We start from the raw sequence: 19,630 nt of genomic DNA on the forward strand, positions 1-19,630 counted from the left end.
GAGGGCCAGCGCTCTGGCCCTCCCGTCGAGGGACAGATGCTTCCGGCACGAGGAACACGCGGCTGCGGCCCGCGTTCCCTCCCCCGGAACACATCCCCACGGAGCACTCGATGCCGCATCAATCCCCCATCCGCTACCATGCCGATCTTGAAACCCCTTCCGCCGACGAAAAGGAGGCGATCGAAGAGATCAAGGACAGCATGCTCAACATCATCGGCAAGACGCATGAAGATCTCGGGCATGCGCAACGCAGCGTGCATGCCAAGAGCCATGCCCTGCTCGAAGCCACCGTCACCGTCCATCCGGATCTTTCGGCCGAACTGCGCCAGGGGATTTTCGCCGAACCAGGGCGGACCTATCCTGCTATCATCCGCATATCGACCATTCCCGGCGACCCGCTGCGCGACAGCGTTTCGCTTCCGCGCGGCTTTGCGATCAAGCTCTTCGATGTCGAGGGTACGCGGTTGCCGGGCAGTGAAGGCGATGTGACGCAGGACTTCCTGTTTGCTTCGGCGCCGGCCTTTGCCGCACCGGATGCCGCCGGTTTTGCCAAGAACCTCAAACTGATCGCCCGCACCACGGACAGGGTCGAATGGGCCAAGAGCGCGCTCAGCTGGATCCTGAGGCCGATCGTCCGGGGACTGGAGGCCATGGGGGCGGATGCCGGGGCGCTGAAAGCGATGGGCGGTTATCCCGAGACCCATCCGCTCGGCGAGCACTGCTACACCCAGGTTCCCTTGCGCTTCGGCGACTACGTGGCAAAGCTCGACATCGTGCCGCGGTCCGAGAGCTTCAAACGCCTCACTGACGACAGGATCGATCTATCCGAAGGTCCCGATGTTTTGCGCGAAGCGGTCGCCGAGGTCATGGCACGCGATGGCGGAGAATGGACCCTGCGCGCGCAGCTCTGTCGCAATCTCGAGACCCAGCCGATCGAGGATGCCTCCGTCGTCTGGCCCGAAGAAGACAGCCCCTATCTGGAAATCGCGACCATCAGCGTTGCGCCGCAGACGGGCTGGTCGGAAGGTCGCTCGCGCGCCGTCGATGACGGGCTGACCTTCCGTCCGTGGCGCGGCATCGAGCAGCATCGGCCTCTCGGCAATGTCATGCGTGCCCGCCGGGAGGTCTATCCCGTCGCAGCCGCCAAACGCAGCGCCTTGATCGGCTGTCCGATGCATGAGCCGAAGAGCCGGCCCGAACTGCCTTGATCACTGAATAAAAAACGGGCCGGCCGATGGGAAGGCCGGCCCGGATCGGCCGCTTTACGCGTTACATTCGCGGACCTGACGCAACGTGAGGCGACCGGAGAGTGCAGCCTTACGCAACGTTAAGCACGACTTCCGGTGCATGCGCCGGGTAACCGAGCGCTTCTGCGACCGGCTTGTTGGTGATCCGGCCCTTGTGAACATTGAGACCGTTGCGTAGGTGGCGATCCTCGGCAATCGCCCGCAGACCGCGATCGGCGAGCGCGAGGCCATGAACCAGCGTCGCATTGTTGAGCGCATGGGCCGAGGTGATCGGAACAGCACCCGGCATGTTGGCGACGCAATAATGCACGATGCCATCGACCTCGTAGGTCGGGTCGGAATGGGTCGTGGCATGGGACGTCTCGAAGCAGCCGCCCTGGTCGATGGCAACGTCAACGATGACAGCGCCCTTCTTCATGCCGGACAGCATCTCGCGGGTAACCAGCTTCGGGGCAGCCGCACCGGGGATCAGGACTGCGCCGATGACGAGATCAGCGGAGAAGGTTTCCTGCTCAAGGGCATCGATGGTGGAGTAGACGGTGTGGACGCGACCGCCGAAGATGTCGTCAAGCTGGCGTAGACGCGGCAGCGAGCGATCGAGGATTGTGACGTCGGCGCCGAGACCGACGGCCATCTTGGCCGCATGCAGGCCGACAACGCCGCCACCGATAACGGTGACCTTGGCCGGCAAGACGCCCGGCACACCGCCGAGCAGGATGCCGCGGCCGCCATGGGCCTTCTGCAGGGCCGTCGCACCCGCCTGGATTGCCAGGCGTCCGGCGACTTCCGACATCGGGGCCAACAGCGGCAGGCCGCCGCGCTCGTCGGTCACGGTTTCATAGGCAATGGCTGTGACGCCCGACTCAAGCAGGCCCTTGGTCTGGTCCGGATCCGGCGCGAGGTGGAGATAGGTATAAAGGATCTGGCCTTCACGCAGCTGCACCCATTCGGAGGGCTGCGGCTCCTTGACCTTGACGATCATGTCGGACTTTTCGAAGACGTCCTTTGCCGAGGCTGCGATCCTCGCGCCAGCGGCGATATAGGCATGGTCGTCTGCGCCGATGCCGGCACCTGCGCCCGTTTCGATCAGGACGTCATGGCCATGTGCCACATATTCTCTGACGGCACCGGGGGTCAGACCCACACGGTATTCATGGTTTTTGATTTCCTTCGGGCAACCGACACGCATAAGCGTTCCTCTCTTTTATTCGCAGCCTGCGCTGCTTTGTTTCAGATACCGAAATTCAAACACTCTCCGCGCAAAATGTCCTTGCAAAGTGAAGCCTGGGACATCAGACAATTCGCAGCTTCTTGCGTCAGACGACTGCAAAACGGAGAAATCTACGAATGGCGGAACTGGATGCCATTGATCGTGCCATTCTAAAGGCGCTTCAAGAGAATGGCCGGATGACCAATGCGGAGCTCGCCGAAACGGTGGGCCTGTCGCCCTCAGCCTGCTCGCGACGCCATGACATGCTGGAAAAATCGGGCGTGATCAGCGGCTACCATGCGCGCCTGTCGCACAAGGCGATCGACTACAAGATGATGGTGATCGTGCACATCTCGCTGTCCGGCCAGTTCGCCAAGACCCTCACCGAGTTCGAGGCCGCCGTGAAGCGCTGTCCGAACGTGCTTGTCTGTTATCTGATGTCGGGCGAATACGACTATATTCTCAGGGTCGCGGCCAAGGATCTCGAAGACTACGAGCGCATCCACCGCGACTGGCTCTCGGCGCTTCCGCATGTGGTGAAGATCAATTCGAGCTTTGCGCTTCGCGAAATTATCGAACGTCCCAATGTAGGTCTTTGATCGAGAATCCTGAAAATCCTAATGATTTGTTTTAGGCCGTTCTTACGGATGCTGCGTAAGGTCATGCCATTCCTTTTTGTATTCAGGACGGCATCATGAGCAATAATCTCGGTATGGATGTTCGCAAATCACCCCGCAGCCGTTGCCGGCTCGACAGCAAGATCCATTATTTTCAGCAGCAGGCAGATGCGCGCGTGATCAACATCTCACGCACTGGCCTCGCGCTCGAACTCGCCACCAAATTGACCGCCGCCGCCGGCAGTCAGGTGACCATCGAAAACGAGGATATCGGGCATCTCGAAGGTGTTGTCCGCTGGAACTATGGCGGCCGTATCGGCATCATGTTCCGCCCGAACAGCAATTCGATTGCCAAGGTCGCGGCCTATTTCCGCAACTACCATCAGGAAGTGCGGCCGGTCCTGCGCGGCTGAGCCCTTCGGACGCAAAGTTAACGGTAAACACCCCGCATAACCGGCAAAACACCCAAAATCTCCTGAGGAGGTCGCTCGCATTCTAATGACCTTGGCCAGATGCCGTTAAGGCGCCTGGCCGAGGTTTCCTGCGTTTCTTTCAATCACTTTGACGGAGCGCAATTTTATGCTTGCTGCCAAACTCAATCCGGACGGCCGCCGAAGCTACCGTATCCGCTGTCACATCAGGGGCACGCTGGAATTCATCGGCCAGAAGCTCAACGTCCGTATTCTCGACATTTCCCGAACCGGCATGGCCCTGCATCTTGAGGGCTGGATCGAAGCCAAACGCGGGGCAACCGTGACCGTCAGCTGCGCCGAACTCGGCCATATCGAATGCACCGTCCGCTGGTACCGCGCCGGCAAGATGGGGCTCGAATTCGAGCAGACCACCAATGCGGTTGCGCAGGTCAACGCCTATTTCCGCCACTTCCATCGGGATCCCCGTAACCTCGTTCCGATCTGAGCCAAGAGAGGGCAACGTCTCATCCCTGTCATTTTAGAGGTGCAAGCCTCTTGAAAGCGACCTAACCTGCGTCGCTTTCAGAACCTGTTCTTCGTGAGGCCCTCATGCCGTCTTTGCTCGATCTCCATCCGATCTCCCGCCGCTCCTTCTTGAGCGGTATTGCCGCATCGGCGGCTCTCGTCACGCTTCATCCCTTTGCGGCGCGTGCCAATGGCAACCAGGCGCATCTCAGGCTGATGGAAACCACCGACATCCACGTCAACGTGCTGCCTTACGACTATTATGCCGACAAGCCGAACGACACGATGGGCCTTTCGCGCACAGCAAGCCTGATCGATTCGATCCGCGCCGAAGCCGGCAATTCGATGCTGATCGACAATGGCGACTTCCTGCAGGGCAATCCGATGGGCGATTACATGGCCTATCAGAAGGGCATGAAGCCTGGCGACGTGCATCCCGTCATCAAGGCGATGAACGTGCTCGGTTATGATTGCGGCACGCTCGGCAATCACGAGTTCAACTACGGCCTCGACTTCATGTTCAACACGCTGGCGGGTGCGCAGTTTCCCTTCGTCTGTGCCAACCTGGCCAAGGGGCAACTCGCTTCCGATCCGAAGCAGGACCCGCTCTACTTCAAGCCCTACCACATCATCGAAAAGCAGATCCGCGACGGATCGGGGGCAACCAGCCCGATCAAGGTCGGCTTCATCGGCTTCGTGCCGCCGCAGATCATGCTTTGGGATGCGAAGAACCTCGAAGGCAAGGCGATGACCCGCGACATCCTGCAGGCGGCCCGCGCCTGGGTGCCGCAGATGAAGGAGGATGGCGCCGACATCGTGATTGCGCTCTCGCATTCCGGGATCGACGGCCATGGCGAGAGCGAAGGCATGGAAAATGCCTCGCTTTATCTTGCCGGTGTCGAGGGCATCGATGCGATCTTCACCGGCCACCAGCACCTCGTCTTCCCCGGACCGAAGGATTTCGAAAACGTGCCGGGTGCGGATGCCGTGAAAGGCACATTGCTTGGCAAGCCCGCCGTCATGGCCGGCTTCTGGGGCTCGCATATGGGCCTGATCGACCTGCTTCTCGAAAAGGACGGCTCGAGCTGGAAGATCGTAGACTTCACCTGCGAGGCACGGCCGATCTACCACCGCGACGACAACCGCAAGGTCGTGGCCGACGTCCAGGATAAGCCGGAGGTCATCGCCTCGGTCGCGACAGAGCATCAGGCGACGCTCGACTATGTGCGAACACCGGTCGGCAAGACGTCCGCGCCGCTCTATTCCTATTTTGCGCTGGTCGCCGACGATCCGTCGATCCAGATCGTCTCGATTGCCCAGTCCTGGTACATCAAGGAGATGCTCAAAGACGGTCCGCACAAGGGTCTGCCGGTGCTGTCGGCGGCGGCCCCATTCAAGGCCGGTGGTCGCGGCGGCGCCGATTATTTCACCGACGTCCCCGCAGGCGATATCGCGATCAAGAACGTCGCCGACCTCTATCTCTATCCAAACACCATTCAGGCCGTGGCGATCACCGGCGAGCAGGTGAAGAACTGGCTGGAAATGTCGGCCGGCATCTTCAACCAGATCGAGAAGGGCGCAAAGGATGCGGCCCTGATCAATCCGGATTTCCCGTCCTACAATTACGACGTCATCGATGGCGTGACCTATCAGATCGACCTCACCCAGCCCGCCCGCTACGACAAGGACGGCGTGGTCTTGCATCCGGAAGCAAGCCGCATCGTCAACCTGCAGTTCGACGGCAAACCGATCGATCCCGGCCAGACCTTCGCGGTCGCGACGAACAATTACCGCGCCGGTGGCGGCGGCAAGTTCCCCGAAATCGCCTCCGACAAGGTGATCTTCGTCGGCCCGGATACCAACCGCGACATCATCGTCCGCTACATCGTCGAACAAGGCACGATCAATCCGTCGGCCGACGGCAACTGGTCCTTCGCACCGATCGGTGAGACCACCGTCGTCTTCGAGACCGGCCCGAAGGCGCGCGATTTCCTCGCCGACTTCAAGGGCGGCCAGATCGAGGATGCCGGTGAAGCGGCGGAAGGATTTGCGAAGTTCCGCCTGACGCTCTGAGCCACGGCAGAGGGCGCAATCGCTCAAAAAGAAAGGAATCGATTCAAGATGTTGAATCGATTCCTTAAACTTCTGTGGCAAGCGCTGGCGGAGATGCCAAATCCATGGGGCAATTCGACAGCTGTTCTTCAAACGCCCGGATCAGCCAAGTGCCGGCAGGCCCAGGCGGATTGTCGGTCCGCCTGATGGCGTAGAGATTGTAGGAGCCCTGCTCATAGGCCGGCAGATCGAGATGCACTATCCGGCCGCTTGCCATGTCTTCGCGGATGATCGAGGCCGGAAGCCCGCCCCAGCCGAGACCGCCACGGATCAGCTGATGTTTCGTTGCCATGTCGCTCACCCGCCAGGTCTTGAAGGAAAGCACGTTGAAATCACGCCCCGACGTCAGATCCGAAGCGTCGCTGACGACGATTTGGGTCTCCTCGCGCACGTCCTGCAGCGACAGCGTGGCCTTGCGCTTAGCGAGCGGATGATCGGCCGCTGCCGCGGGCAGAAGAAAATTGTGGCCAATCCGATCGACGATCAGCGTGTCGTCCTGCCGGGTCGGCGCACCGCCAATGCCGATGGTCGCCTTGCCGCTCATTACCAGTTCGACTAGCCGTCCGAGTTCGCCGACTTCCAGTCGCAGCGAAACGGATGGAAACTGCTGCTGAAATTCGCGGAGCACCGCCAGCATGGCGCCGGTCGGGACGAGCACGCTGATCGCCACCGAAAGTTCCGCCTCCAGTCCCTGATGCATGCTGCGCACCTTGGCCCGCATCACCTGCAGATCGCCGACGATCCGGCGGGCATCGGTCAGCATGGCCCTGCCCTCTTCCGTCAGCCTGGGCTGCCGCGTGCCTGTCCGCTCGAACAGCGTGACGCCAAGCTGGCTTTCCAGATTGCCGATCGTATAGCTCACCACCGATTGCGCGCGATTGAGCTGCCGGGCGGCCGCCGAAAAACTTCCGGTGTCAGCCACGGTGAGAAAGACCTGCAACTGGTCGAGAGTGGGATTTGCATCCATTCGATCGGGCATCCATCCAGTTATTCGATATGACCAATCTAGATTATCACAGTTTTATTGATGCGTGCTCGGACATAGATGCATGGCAGGCCTGCTCCCAAGGGCCCACCACCATTCGAGGAATTGCACATGTCTTCCATCCTTCTCGTCACCTCCAGCCCGCGCGGCTCGGAATCCCTCTCGAACGCGATCGCCACCGAGCTCGCCGAGAAGTTCGCCGGCGAGACCGGCACGCTGGTCCGTCGTGACCTTGTCGAAACCCAGCTCGACCACGTTGACGGCGCCTTCACCACCGCGATCCGCAAGCCGGCTGATGCACGTACCGCCGAAGAGGCCGCATCCGTCGCCACGTCCGACGCGCTCGTCGCGGAACTGATGGCCGCCGACACGATCGTCATCGGCACCGGCCTCATCAACTTCAACATCTACTCGTCACTGAAGAGCTGGATCGACCACATCGCTCGCGCCGGCCTGACCTTCAGCTACACGGAAAACGGCCCGGTCGGTCTCGCCAAGGGCAAGAAGGCCTATCTGGTGCTCGCCGCCGGCGGCATCTACTCATCCGGCCCAGGCGCCCCGATGAACCATGCCGAACCGTATCTCAAGACGGTGCTCGGCTTCCTTGGCATCGAGCTGGTCGAGACTGTCTATGTCGAAGGCGTGGCATACGGTCCGGAAGCCGCCGAAAAGGCCGTGGCTTCTGCCAAGGCAAAGGTCGAGGAACTGGCGCGCGCCGCCTGATCCGTTAAGGCTCCAATGCGGCAGCCGCGCTGCCGCCCTCATTCAGCAAACGGCAAGGACCTTCAGTTGCCGTTTGCAGCCAAGGCGAGCGCTGTCTCGTTCCCCGCCTGGGACAGCCGCTTGTCGCGGTGCGCTTGAAGCCGCGCGACGCTGGTCAGTTCCGAGACTATCTCCGCGCTGACCTCGTATGCGATACTGTCGACCGGCTGCGGCCGGCCCAGCAGATAGCCCTGGAGCTCGTCACAGCCCGCCACGCTCAGATAACGCGCCTGGTCCACCGTCTCCACACCTTCCGCCACGACCCGCATGCCGAGCCCGCTGCCGAGATCGATGATCGTGCGGACGATGGCGTCCGCCGTCTCCTCGGTTCCGAGGGCTGACACGAAGCTGCGGTCGATCTTGATCACATCGAAGGGGTAGCGGCTCAGATAGCTGAGCGACGAATAGCCGGTGCCAAAATCATCAAGCGCAATCCTCAAGCCCAACTTCTTCAGATGGCCGAGAATGAGGCGTGCCCGTTGATCGTCGTCGATCAGCACGCTCTCCGTGATCTCAAGCTCCAGCTGATGCGGCGAAACACCCGATTCGCCGAGGATAGCTTCGATCCGCTCCAGAAACTGCGGATGGCGGAACTGCACCGGCGAGACGTTGACGCTGATATGCAGATGCTGCGGGAAACCGGTTGCCAGACGGCAGGCCTCGATCAGCACCCATTCCCCGAGCTCGATGATCTTGCCGGAGACCTCGGCGACCGGGATGAAATCACCCGGCTGCACCATGCCCCGCTCCGGATGTTTCCAGCGCACCAGCGCCTCGTATCCGACGATGGCCGCATCCGATGCCGAGACCCGAGGCTGGAGATAGAGCTCGAATTCGCCGCGCTCCTGTCCTCGCTCGATATCGGCTTCGAGTGCGCGTCGCTTCTCGATCAGTTCGTCCATGCCCTTGCGGTAGGATCTGAAGGTGTTCCGGCCGGATTTCTTGGCATGATAGAGGGCGATGTCGGCACGACCGATCAGTTCGTCGAGCTCACCCGCATGTTCGGGGCAGAGCGCGCCACCGATGCTGACACCGCATTTGATGCGTTCGCCCTGGCCGGTGTCGAAGGGTTGCCGGAAGGCCTCAACCAGGCGGCGGCCGAAATCTTCGCATTGAGCCTCGAAATGGCAATTGCCGAGGATGACCGCGAACTCGTCACCGCCCAAGCGAGCCGCCATGTCGGCGGGGCCGAGTGCCGCAGTCAGGCGACGCGCCGTCTCTTTGATCACCTCGTCGCCGGCCGGGTGCCCGTAGAGATCGTTGACGTCCTTGAAGTGGTCGAGATCGACCAGAAGAACCCCGCAGCCCCATCCGTCATTTGCCTGCTCGACATGGGCAGCGAGCGTGTCGGTAAACAGCGCACGGTTCGCAAGGCCCGTCAGCGGATCGTGCTGGGCGAGATGGCGCATGCGGCTCTCGACGGCCTTGCGCTCACGAAGATCGACGAGGCAGCTGATCCGAATATGCCGGCCGCGATATTCGATGTTGCGCCCCCGAGCCTCGATCGGGATGGTTGACCCGTCGGCTCGAACGATCTGGAACTCTCGCGACACGTCGGGCGCCGGATTGGGATCCTCGATCAGCATGCGCCGCCCGGGCTGATCAACAAGATCGTGGATCGACGTGCCGATGAGATCCGCGATTTTTCTACCCGTCAGCACCTCGAACTGCTCATTGCCGTCGATGATCACCCCGCCTTCGTGCATGACGATCGCTTCAAAGGTAGCGTTGGCGAGCGCCGTCACCCGTTCCGCCTCTTCCTGATCCCGGACCTGGGCTTCAAGAGCGCTGCGATTGCGTTCCTGGTGCTGGATATTGTCCATCAGGTGGTTAAACAGCCGGGTCAGCTTCTCGGCCTCGTCGCCCTGATCGACCGGCAACCGGTCGCCAAGATCGGCCTTGCCGGATACAAGCTTCGACAGGGCGTCCTCGACATGGCCGACGCCAAGCCGCGTCCCATGTTCGGCAACATTCAGGCCGATGTCTTCAGCCTCAGCCGTGACGCGAACGGGCACGAGCTTGTCCAGCGTCCAGAAGAAGGCATAGCCGAGGCCGAAGGCCCAGTAGAAGTTCAGCGCGGAACCAAAAAGCTGGATGTAGAACTGATCGAATCGTCCGCCGAGCGGCAGGCGATCGACCGGCGCCAGAAGTGCAAGCGCGAGGGTTCCCGCGACACCCGCAAAAGCGTGGACGCCGACGGCGCCGACGGCATCGTCGACCTTCAGCTTTTCCTCGACATAATGGTTGCCGACAATGGCAACGATGGCCCCAAGCGCGCCCGTGAGAAGAGCGCCCCCCGGCTCGAGGAGATGGCAGCCCGCGGTGACGGCGACCAGCGCCCCCAGCATGCCACACAGCGCCTTTTCCGGCAGCACTACACCATCCTGCCTCGCACCGATCACATAGCCGACGCAGGTGCCCATGCCGCCAGCCAGCACGGTATTCAGAATGATCGGCGCCACATCCGCATTGGCCGCCAGGGTGGAGCCGCCATTGAAGCCGATCCAGCCGAAAAACAGGATGAGGCCACCGGTGGTCGCCAGAACCGGATTGTTACCGGCAAGCCGTACCGGGCGTCCCTCGGCATCGAAACGTCCGCGTCTCGCGCCGATCACCAGGCAGGCAGCAAGGGCTACCCAGCCGCCCGTGGCATGCACCACCGTGGAGCCGGCGAAATCGACGAAGCCAAGATTGGCGAGAAAGGCTCCTGAATTCGGCCCGATCGCCGTTCCCCAGACCCAGTGCACGAAAATCGGATAGATCAGCGTCGACAGAATGATCGACCCGAGCACATAGGCCGAGAGGGTCATGCGCTCGGCGACGGCACCGGAGACGATGGTCGCCGCCGTGCCGCAGAACATCACCTGGAAGACGAAGAACCCGGCCAGCCAGCTGTCGAGGCCCTGCAGCAGGAAATAGTCAGGATCGAGCCCGACCGGCAGGAAGCCGGAGCGACCGAAAGCGAGCATGAAACCGACGACTGCAAAGCCGACAACGCCGAAGACAAAATCCAGGAGGTTCTTCTGAGCGACATTGATGGAATTCTTCGAGCGCACCATGCCAGCTTCAAGAAGCAGGAATCCCACCTGCATCATCATCACCATGCCGGCGGCGGCCATCAACCAGGCGAGATCCGCAGAGGCCTTGGCGGTCTGGGCAGTGACAGCCTCTGCCGCATGAACCGGGAGGGGAAAGCCCAACACGAGGCTCGCTGCCAAGCCGTGAAAAGCAAGGGATGAAATGGAGCGAAACGCAATGATCACTGGAAAACCCGGACAATATTTCAGGGTTCAGTGTTGCGGTGCATCATTAACATTCGGTGATCGCGAAGAAACATTTCTTCGCGATATTGAAGTGCATCATCAGACGATGCGGGTTTCCTCGCCGTCCCCGAAAAGCGCCGGACCATTCTGATCGACGATCTGCTGCGCCTTGCGGAAGGTGCAGTCGAGGGCATCATCGAGCGAGGTGAAGACATCGGCGCGGATGAATTTCCGCTCGAGCACCCGACCGTCCACGGTCTTTTCGATGCGACCGGCCAGACGATACTGACTGCCTTCACGCATGGGCTCGGCGTGGATGACGCAGTCCTTGTAGGTCTGCGGCTCTGCCATTGGCTTGGCGGCAGTTTCGGAAGAAGAACCGCCGGTGAAAATAGAGAGGATGCTGGACAGGATAGACATGGCCTGACCTAGCACAGCAAGGCCCGGCGAGGAAGAGCAGGCAGTTTTCTTCCCGAGTCATCATGGCGTGATACAGTCCGCTTCGGTCGGGAAGGCTACCGGAGACAGAGGGATGCGGATCGTCATGGGCCTGTTGCTTGCACTCGTTCTGATCAGCATCGCGGCTATCGTCTCTCTCTATCTGAGACCACCGGTGCTCGCCTTAGAACGCGAGGCCAAGATCGGCGCAGAAACGCCGCTCGATTCGCTTGATGTCCTGATCGCCGACAGCGAGAGTGAAGCTGGCCGCATCCGCGAAGGGCTTGCCAAGCAGATCGTCTGGGCGGATCCCGCCCGGAAAGAGAAGACGCCGGTCTCAGTGATCTATGTGCACGGCTTTTCCGCCTCGCCGGCGGAAGTCCGCCCCCTGCCCGACCTCGTGGCACAAGCACTCGGCGCCAATCTCTTTCTCACCCGTCTTACCGGTCACGGTCTCGACGATCCCGACGCCTTGGGCCTCGCGACGATCGATGACTGGGCGGCAGATGTCGGCGAAGCACTCGCCATCGGCAAACGTCTGGGCGACCGCGTCGTCATCATCTCGACGTCCACCGGTGCCTCGCTCGTCACCTGGGCGCTCGGCCGCCCGTCGCTTGCCGACAAAGTCGCAGCTTCGGTGTTCCTCTCACCCAATTATGGCGTGCAGGCTTCCGGCAGCTTCCTGCTGACCGGTCCGTTCGGGGGCTCTCTCGCCCGGCTGATCATCGGCGAGCGCACGGGCTTCGAACCGATCAGCCCGCTCAACGCGCACAACTGGACGACGAATTATCCAGTAACCGCGCTCATTCCCATGGCGCAATCGGTCCGGCTGGCCAACCACACACCCGTAGAGGAGATCCGCGTGCCCGCCCTCTTCCTCCAGTCGGCCGAGGACAAGGTTGTCCGGCCGGATAAGACGGCGGCGATTGCGGCGCGTTGGGGCGCCGATCATGTACTCATCGATCCAGGCCCGACCGGCGACGCCAACAACCATGTGATCGCCGGCGACACCTATTCGCCCGAGACCACGGAGCCGATCGCGAAGATCATCCTGGACTGGCTCGCTGGCCAAGGTATCAGATGATGAGGTTGGCGAGGATCTCGTTTTCGGTGATGTCCTCGAAGCCGAGACCTGCCTGATCGAAACGGTCGAAGAGCTCTGCGAAGTTCTCGCGCTTGCCCGTCTCGATGCCGATCAGAATCGAGCCGAAGTTGCGCGCCGACTTCTTGAGGTACTCGAAGCGGGCAATATCGTCTTCGGGCCCGAGCAGATTGAGGAAGTCACGCAGCGCACCTGGACGCTGCGGCAGGCGCAGGATGAAGTATTTCTTCAAGCCGGCGTAACGCATGGCGCGTTCCTTGACGTCCGGCAGACGCTCGAAATCGAAATTGCCGCCGGAGACGACGGCGACGATCGTTCGACCGCTCAAGGCGACTCGCGGCAGAAGATCCAGGGCCGCCAGTGCCAGCGCCCCTGCTGGTTCCAGCACCACGCCCTCGACATTCAGCATGTCGGTCATGGTCACGCAGATCGCGTTTTCCGGTACGATCAGCACCTGGTCAGGGCGGAAGGCCTTCAGCGCTCCGAAATTATGGTCGCCGATCCGGGCGACGGCTGCCCCATCGACGAAATTGTCGACCTTGGGCAGCGTGACGACCTTGCCGGCTTCAAGGCTCTTCTTCAGGCTCGGTGCGCCCTGGGGTTCGCAGAAGATCATCGCCTCGGGCGAAACCTTGCCGGCCATATAGCCGGTCATGCCCGACGAGAGCCCGCCGCCGCCGACCGGCATGATGACGAGATCAGGCGTCACGCCTTCCGGCAGCTGCTGCATCACTTCAGCCGCTACCGTCGCCTGGCCCTCGATGATATCGGGATGGTCGAAGGGCGGCACCATATAGCCGCCGATCGCTTCGACATGTTCGCGTGCCGCCTGATAGCACTGATCGAAGATATCGCCGATCAGGCGAATGGTGATGAATTCGCCGCCGAAGATGCGGGTCTTGTCGATCTTCTGCTGCGGCGTCGTCACCGGCATGAAGACCACGCCCTGCACGCCGAAATGGCGGCAGACATAGGCGAATCCCTGGGCATGATTGCCAGCGGAGGCGCAGACAAAGGTGGTGCCGGAGGGGCTGTCGGCGACGATCTTGCGGAAAAAGTTGAAGGCGCCCCGGATCTTGTAGGAGCGAACAGGCGTCAGGTCCTCGCGCTTCAGATAGACATTGGCGCCGTAACGGGCGCTCAAATGCTCGTTCAGTTGCAGCGGCGTCTCGGGGAAAAGCCCGCGCATGGCTTCAAGCGCTTGGTCGACCTGATCGGGGGTCACGTCAGCCTCCGTTGAATTTTGGACAGAGCCCCGCTATGGCATAGACATCGGGCAGAGACAAAGCCTCTTTGCGTTGCAACAGACGGAAGTCATTCCTTGAATACCAATCTGCTCCGCTCCGTCGTCTATATCGCAGCCCTGTGCGGGCTCTATCTGGCCACCGCCATGCTGATCCCGGCCATGGTGGACCTCTATTATGGCGATCCCCATTGGTCTGTCTTTACGGTGTCTGCAGCCATGGTTGGCGGTCTGTCGGTCACGGCAGCCATGGCAACGCGCGGGCCGCCGCCGGCCTTCTCCAAGCGCATGGGCTTTCTGCTCGTCAACGTGCTCTGGGCCACCTTTTCGCTGGTCGGTGCGATCCCGATCTATTTCTCTCAGCTCGACCTCACTTTTGCCCAGGCCCTGTTCGAATCGGTTTCAGCCATTACCACGACAGGCTCGACCGTTCTTTCCGGACTGGACGACATGGCGCCCGGTCTCCTCGTCTGGCGCTCGCTGCTGCAATGGCTGGGCGGCATCGGGATCGTCGCGCTCGGCCTGTTCGTGCTGCCATTCCTCCGCGTGGGCGGCGTCTCCTTCTTCAAGATGGAATCCTCCGATATCGCGGACAAGCCGTTCGCACGCATCGCCACCTTTACCAGCGCCTTCGTCGCCATCTATGTCGCGATTACCCTGATTTGCATGATCGCCTATGATGTCTTCGGCATGAGCCATTTCGATGCGCTCAACCACGCCCTGACGACGATCGCCACCGGTGGCTTCTCCACCCACGACGCCTCTTTCGGCTATTTCGACAGCTATGCACTGCGCTGGATCGCGACCTTCTTCATGACGGTCTGCAGCCTGCCCTTCTCGATCCTGATCGTCTTCTTCATCAAGGGGCGCCTCGACGCGCTGCGCGATCCGCAGATCCTCGTCTTCCTCGGCTATCTCTCGGCCTTCGCCGTCTCTGCTGCGCTCTACAACCATCTGCGCAACGGCGTGGACCTGCCGCTGGCACTCTCGCATTCCTTCTTCAATTTCGCATCGATCCTGTCGACGACAGGCTATGCCAGCGAGGACTATACCATGTGGGGGCCGTTCGCGGTCGCGGCCGCCTTCTTCGCCACCTTCATGGGCGGCTGCTCCGGCTCGACGGCCGGCGGCATCAAGGCCTATCGTTTCGTCATCATATTCAACATCATCGTCACGGGGCTGAAGCGGCTCATCTATCCGAATGCCGTCTATTCCGTCCGCTACGGAAACCAGATCGTCGATGCCGACACGCAGCGCGCGGTATTCCTGTTCTTCAGCGCCTATATCTTCATCTGGGTGATCGGCAGCCTTGCCATGGCGCTTGCCGGCTACGATTTTGCCACCGCCTCATCTGCCGTCATCACGGCGCTCTCGAATGTCGGCCCCGGCATCGGTTCGCTGATCGGCCCGGCCGGCAACTTCGCCACGATGCACGATCCCGAACTCTACATCCTGTCGCTTGCCATGCTGCTCGGCCGTCTCGAAGTGCTGACCGTCATGGTTCTGCTGGTACCGATCTTCTGGCGGTCTTGAGCATCAGGCCTTCGTGATCGCAGAGAACCGCTCCGCGCTTGACGCCCGGGCTTTGTTCTTCCCACACTCCGGCTGAATCAAAGCCGGAGAATCACGTGTTTCTGAAATACCAAGCCCCTGCCCGCGACCTTGCCGTCACCATCGTCGGCGCACTTCTTTTTGCGGCACCGGTCAAGGCCGGCCCGCTTCTCGACGCGGCGATCGAGGCAGAGAAACTCGCGGCACAGAACGATGCAAAGGGTGCCTTCGAGGCGATGCGCTCAGGGCTTGCAGCTTTCAGCCAGAGCTTGCCGCTGACGGTCCCCCGCGCCGTCTTCATCACGGAAGTCCCGAAGGCCTACAGGGCTTATTCTGAGAAATCAGAGCCGGTTTTCGCCACCGGCGAGAAGCTCATCACCTATGTCGAGGTGGCCGGGCTCAAATGGCGCCCGGCGCCCGACAACCAGCGGGAATCCCGCTTCACGGTCGACCTTGAACTCACCGACGACAAGGGCAAGACGCTGGCGCTGCAAAAGGAATTCGGCAATTTCACCTTCACCGGCCATTCGGATGCGATCGAGATCTACACCCATCTGACGCTCGACGTGGATGGCGCCAAGCCCGGTGCCTATGTGCTACGCTATACCGTGAACGACGTGATCGCCGAACGCTCGACGCCTTTCGAACTGCCCTTCACGCTCAAGGGCAAGAGCTGAACGCCCACATCGGGCGTTCAGCGTGTCAGATCAATTCGCCATGGTCGAGCGGTGCGCCCAGCCGGTCATGCGCTTTTCGAGCCAGGCCATCAGTGCATACATGGCGATGCCCTCGACCGCGAGCGCCAGGAGCCCGGCAAAGACCAAGGGCACGTTGAACTGGCTTTGGGCCGAGCTCATCATGTTGCCGAGGCCGTAATTCGAGGCCACCGTCTCCGAGACAACAGAGCCAACGAAGGCGAGCGTGATCGCTATCTTCAGCGAGCCGAAGAAATAGGGCATCGACCGGGGAATGCCGACCTTCAGCATGATGTCGAGCTTCCTGGCGCCCAGCGCCCGCAGCACGTCCTCGGTCTCGGGCTCAATGGTGGCAAGGCCCGTCGCAACATTGACGACGATCGGGAAGAAGGAGATCAGGAAGGCGGTCAACACAGCCGGCACGGTGCCGATGCCGAACCAGATGACAAGAATCGGCACGAGCGCCACCTTGGGGATGGCGTTGAAGCCGATCATCAGGGGGTAGAGCCCGGCATAGATGGACTTAGACCAGCCGATGAACAGCCCGAGCCCCAGGCCCGCCACGACCGCGATCAGGAAGCCGAGCGTCGTCGTGTAGAGGGTCTGCAGCGAGTTCTTCCAGATCGGCGACCAGTATTGCACCACCGCCTCGAAGACGCGTGATGGTGCCGGCAGGATGGTCGGTGGCATGGCGAGTGCAAGGACCGTCAGTTCCCAGATGGCGAAGAGCGCCAGCGTGTAGAGGAAGGGTGCCGCCCGCACCCAGTTGATGCGCTGCATCACGGGCTTGACCACCGGCCGGGTCGGCGCTGTCTCGATCGTCATCGTCATGCCGCCACCCTCGCCTTTGCGATTTCGCCGTGCAGCACATGCACCATGTCGTTGAATTCGGTCTGGTACATCAGTTCCAGATCCCTCGGCCGCGCGAAGGGCACAGTATGCTCCTTGACCACCTTGCCGGGTCTGGCACTCATCACGAAGATCCGGTCGGCAAGGAAGACCGCCTCGCGCAGGTCATGGGTGACGAGCACGATGGTCACGCCCTGGGCTGCATGCAGATCGCGGATGACGCACCAGAGCTCCTCGCGGGTGAAGGCGTCGAGCGCGCCGAAGGGCTCGTCGAGCATCAGCAGTTCCGGTTCGTGGATGAGCGCCCGGCAGAGATTAGCGCGCTGCTGCATGCCGCCGGAGAGCTGCCAGGGGAATTTCGAGCCGACACCCTTCAAGCCGACGATCTCGAGGAGGTTTTCGGCCTTTTCGACATATTCCTTCTTGTTGGCTCGAAGGCGATGGCGATGCCGCTCGACGATCTCGAGCGGCAGGAGAATGTTTTCGAGCGTCGTGCGCCAGGGCAGCATGGTCGGGTTCTGGAAGGCCATGCCGACGATCGACACCGGCTTGGTCACCTGCTGGCCGGCGACGATGACGACACCGGATTGCGGGATGTGCAGCCCGGTCACGAGCTTCATCAGGGTGGACTTACCACAGCCGGACGGGCCGACCACGGCGGAGAATTCGCCCTTGTCGACGCGCATGGTGAGGCCGGACACGGCCAGCGTACCGTCCGCGCCGCCATAGCGCATGTCGACATTGTCGATGGAAACGAGGTGGGACATCGGGGCTCCGGTCAATGTTGCATTACCCAACCTCCCCTTGAGGGGGAGGTCGCTGCGAAGCAGCGGGTGGGGTGATCTCGCGAAAGGTCACCCCACCCCGAACCTGCGGTTCGACCCTCCCCCTCAAAGGGAGGGTGAGACCATCAAGGCAGCATCCGCTCTTCCTTGGCCGGCAGGAAACTGCCGTCGAAGACCTGCTCGGCCGCGACATTGCCCTTCAGGCCCATGGACACCTTCAGCGTCTCGATCGAGGCGGAGAGCCGCGCCATGTCGACGCTGCCCATACCGTTTTCGACGACATAGGGCGTCTTGATGTTCATGGCATTGGCCATTTCGAGACGTTCCTTCTCGATGTCGGCGTTCAGCGTCTCGTTGCGCTTGAGTACGGCGGCGACACCCTCTTCCGGATTGGCAACGGCATCGGCAAAGCCCTTGGCGAGCGCCTTCAGGAAGCCTTTCACAGCCTCAGGGTTCTCGGTGGCGAAGTCGGAGTTCACCAGCACGCTGTTGCCATAGAGATTGAGCCCATTGTCGGCCATCAGGATGGTGGCGATGTCGTCGTCAGCAATCCCTTGCGCCTTCAGGTTCAGGATCACGGAGAAGGCAAAACCGAAGACGGCGTCGACGTCACCCTTGGCAAGCATCGGCTCGCGCACGGGAAAGCCGATCGATTCGATGGTGATGCCGCTGTCGTCGATACCGGCGGCCTGCTTGAAGGCCGGCCACTGGGCAAAGGCGCCATCCGGCGGCGGCGCGCCGAGCTTCTTGCCTTCGAGCGATTTCGGATCTTCGGTGACGCCGAGCGACTTGCGGCCGACGACCGAGAAGACCGGCTTGTCATAGACCATCATCACGGCCTTGACCTTCTGGCTCGGATCCTCATCGAGGAACTTGATCACCGAATTGATGTCGCCGAAGCCCATCTGATAGGCGCCGGTCGCGACGCGCGGGATCGCCTCGACCGAGCCATTGCCCGAATCGATCGTCACATCCAGGCCTTCCGCTGCGAAATACCCCTTGTCCAGCGCCAGCAGGAAGCCGGCGGCCGGACCCTCGAACTTCCAGTCGAGCGTGAACTTGATGGCCGTCTCGGCATGCGCCTGACCGACCGGCAGCGTCACGCCGACCATCAGCCCGGCTGCGAGAACGGCGGCCGAAAAGAGACGTCTTGTGATCATGGATTTGAGCTCCCCTTGTTTTTGATGGGCGCATCAAAGCAGGAAACGCGGAACCCGCAAAGCGGAAAATGCTCAAACTTTCGTCAAAAATCGATCTGCACAAATTTGGCGCATTGAGCCCAAAGAGACACACGCGTTCAATCGTCCCCATCGATGCGATCGGGCCAGCGCTAACAAATGAATAGCAATGAGGATGGTGCGGACGGCGGGGATCGAACCCGCATGACCTAAGGCCGAGAGATTTTAAGTCTCTTGCGTCTACCAGTTTCGCCACGTCCGCGTGCGGGCCCTGTTTCGATCAGATCGGCGGACTCGTCAAGGGTGGCGGGCCAATGCTGTGGCCCGCCCCGTGTCATCGATCACTCAGCTCGCCAGCGCATCCAGGAATTCGACGCCGATCTCGCGGGGGCTGCGCCATTTAACCGCGCAGTCATGGGTCGTGCCGTCCTCGAGACGCAAGCGGAATTGAGGGGGAATGTCGGCGGTCGATTCGAAGCTCACCTTGGCGCCGAGCGGCGAGAGATTGCGAATCATGCAGTCGAAGGTGGAATGGCCGCCGGGGAGAATGGCGCGGCCGGCTTTGAGCGCCCGAAGGCGGGGCTGACGACGACGATCTGGCTGTTCCATGGGCATGCATCCTTTCAGGCCTTACAACCGCAAGAATGCGCCGAAG

General features: G+C 61.4%; 18 protein-coding genes and 1 tRNA gene. 9 read left to right on the forward strand and 10 right to left on the reverse strand.

Going from position 1 to position 19,630, the window contains the following annotated elements; genetic code table 11:
- Nucleotides 1–110 precede the first annotated feature (110 nt).
- Nucleotides 111–1,208 (forward strand): catalase family protein, encoded by a 1,098-nt coding sequence (locus QWE_RS23110; protein WP_006728604.1) that lies wholly within the window; start codon nucleotides 111–113, stop codon nucleotides 1,206–1,208.
- 109 nt (nucleotides 1,209–1,317) lie between these two features.
- Here QWE_RS23110 and ald read toward each other — a convergent pair whose 3' ends face one another.
- Nucleotides 1,318–2,436 (reverse strand): alanine dehydrogenase, encoded by a 1,119-nt coding sequence (ald, locus tag QWE_RS23115; protein ID WP_006728605.1) that lies wholly within the window; start codon nucleotides 2,434–2,436, stop codon nucleotides 1,318–1,320.
- Between the two features lie 158 nt (nucleotides 2,437–2,594).
- On the opposite strand from ald, the gene QWE_RS23120 reads away from it, so the two are divergent.
- From QWE_RS23120 to QWE_RS23135, 4 genes are all read left to right on the forward strand, one after another.
- Nucleotides 2,595–3,056, forward strand: coding sequence for an Lrp/AsnC family transcriptional regulator (locus QWE_RS23120; protein WP_006728606.1), 462 nt, complete (start codon nucleotides 2,595–2,597; stop codon nucleotides 3,054–3,056).
- Nucleotides 3,057–3,151: 95 nt separating this feature from the next.
- Entirely contained in the window at nucleotides 3,152–3,487 is a 336-nt protein-coding gene (locus QWE_RS23125; protein ID WP_006728607.1) for a PilZ domain-containing protein, read from the forward strand.
- A gap of 166 nt (nucleotides 3,488–3,653) precedes the next feature.
- The gene (locus QWE_RS23130; RefSeq protein WP_006728608.1) at nucleotides 3,654–3,992 is read left to right on the forward strand and encodes a PilZ domain-containing protein; all 339 of its coding nucleotides are present in this window, start codon (nucleotides 3,654–3,656) and stop codon (nucleotides 3,990–3,992) included.
- A gap of 104 nt (nucleotides 3,993–4,096) precedes the next feature.
- Entirely contained in the window at nucleotides 4,097–6,085 is a 1,989-nt protein-coding gene (locus tag QWE_RS23135) for a bifunctional 2',3'-cyclic-nucleotide 2'-phosphodiesterase/3'-nucleotidase (protein ID WP_006728609.1), read from the forward strand.
- A gap of 64 nt (nucleotides 6,086–6,149) precedes the next feature.
- On the opposite strand, the gene QWE_RS23140 is transcribed toward QWE_RS23135, so the two are convergent.
- A complete protein-coding gene (locus QWE_RS23140; RefSeq protein ID WP_006728610.1) occupies nucleotides 6,150–7,091 on the reverse strand; it encodes a LysR family transcriptional regulator in 942 nt (313 codons plus the stop codon).
- Nucleotides 7,092–7,220: 129 nt separating this feature from the next.
- Here QWE_RS23140 and QWE_RS23145 point away from each other — a divergent pair, with 129 nt between their 5' ends.
- On the forward strand, nucleotides 7,221–7,832 hold the full coding sequence (locus QWE_RS23145) for an FMN-dependent NADH-azoreductase (RefSeq protein WP_006728611.1): 612 nt from the start codon (nucleotides 7,221–7,223) through the stop codon (nucleotides 7,830–7,832).
- Between the two features lie 62 nt (nucleotides 7,833–7,894).
- Here QWE_RS23145 and amt read toward each other — a convergent pair whose 3' ends face one another.
- Both amt and QWE_RS23155 read right to left on the reverse strand, forming a co-directional pair.
- Nucleotides 7,895–11,074, reverse strand: a complete 3,180-nt coding sequence (gene amt, locus QWE_RS23150) for an ammonium transporter (RefSeq protein WP_420804576.1) — start codon at nucleotides 11,072–11,074, stop codon at nucleotides 7,895–7,897.
- A 159-nt stretch (nucleotides 11,075–11,233) separates the two neighbouring features.
- The gene (locus QWE_RS23155) at nucleotides 11,234–11,554 is read right to left on the reverse strand and encodes an HlyU family transcriptional regulator (protein ID WP_006728613.1); all 321 of its coding nucleotides are present in this window, start codon (nucleotides 11,552–11,554) and stop codon (nucleotides 11,234–11,236) included.
- A gap of 112 nt (nucleotides 11,555–11,666) precedes the next feature.
- Between QWE_RS23155 and QWE_RS23160 the strand changes: the two genes are divergently transcribed.
- Nucleotides 11,667–12,656, forward strand: a complete 990-nt coding sequence (locus QWE_RS23160) for an alpha/beta hydrolase (RefSeq protein WP_006728614.1) — start codon at nucleotides 11,667–11,669, stop codon at nucleotides 12,654–12,656.
- Here the strand turns inward: QWE_RS23160 and ilvA are convergent.
- On the reverse strand, nucleotides 12,649–13,863 hold the full coding sequence (gene ilvA / locus QWE_RS23165) for a threonine ammonia-lyase (RefSeq protein WP_420804579.1): 1,215 nt from the start codon (nucleotides 13,861–13,863) through the stop codon (nucleotides 12,649–12,651). The genes QWE_RS23160 and ilvA overlap by 8 nt on opposite strands.
- Nucleotides 13,864–13,995: 132 nt before the next feature.
- Here ilvA and QWE_RS23170 point away from each other — a divergent pair, with 132 nt between their 5' ends.
- Together QWE_RS23170 and QWE_RS23175 are read left to right on the forward strand one after the other, a co-directional pair.
- Entirely contained in the window at nucleotides 13,996–15,450 is a 1,455-nt protein-coding gene (locus QWE_RS23170; protein WP_006728616.1) for a TrkH family potassium uptake protein, read from the forward strand.
- Nucleotides 15,451–15,545: 95 nt separating this feature from the next.
- Nucleotides 15,546–16,145, forward strand: coding sequence for a hypothetical protein (locus tag QWE_RS23175; protein WP_006728617.1), 600 nt, complete (start codon nucleotides 15,546–15,548; stop codon nucleotides 16,143–16,145).
- Nucleotides 16,146–16,175: 30 nt separating this feature from the next.
- Here QWE_RS23175 and QWE_RS23180 read toward each other — a convergent pair whose 3' ends face one another.
- From QWE_RS23180 to QWE_RS23200, 5 genes are all read right to left on the reverse strand, one after another.
- Nucleotides 16,176–16,994, reverse strand: coding sequence for an ABC transporter permease (locus tag QWE_RS23180; RefSeq protein WP_006728618.1), 819 nt, complete (start codon nucleotides 16,992–16,994; stop codon nucleotides 16,176–16,178).
- Complete coding sequence (locus tag QWE_RS23185) at nucleotides 16,991–17,779, reverse strand: ABC transporter ATP-binding protein (protein WP_006728619.1); 789 nt, start codon at nucleotides 17,777–17,779, stop codon at nucleotides 16,991–16,993. Before QWE_RS23185 ends, QWE_RS23180 begins: the two co-directional genes overlap by 4 nt.
- Nucleotides 17,780–17,922: 143 nt before the next feature.
- Nucleotides 17,923–18,957, reverse strand: coding sequence for an ABC transporter substrate-binding protein (locus QWE_RS23190; RefSeq protein ID WP_006728620.1), 1,035 nt, complete (start codon nucleotides 18,955–18,957; stop codon nucleotides 17,923–17,925).
- Nucleotides 18,958–19,151: 194 nt separating this feature from the next.
- A tRNA-Leu gene (locus tag QWE_RS23195) sits at nucleotides 19,152–19,237 on the reverse strand.
- An 83-nt stretch (nucleotides 19,238–19,320) separates the two neighbouring features.
- Nucleotides 19,321–19,584, reverse strand: a complete 264-nt coding sequence (locus tag QWE_RS23200) for a PilZ domain-containing protein (RefSeq protein WP_006728621.1) — start codon at nucleotides 19,582–19,584, stop codon at nucleotides 19,321–19,323.
- Nucleotides 19,585–19,630: the final 46 nt, after the last annotated feature.

This window comes from Agrobacterium albertimagni AOL15 (genome assembly GCF_000300855.1).
Taxonomy (GTDB): Bacteria; Pseudomonadota; Alphaproteobacteria; order Rhizobiales; family Rhizobiaceae; genus Allorhizobium; species Allorhizobium albertimagni.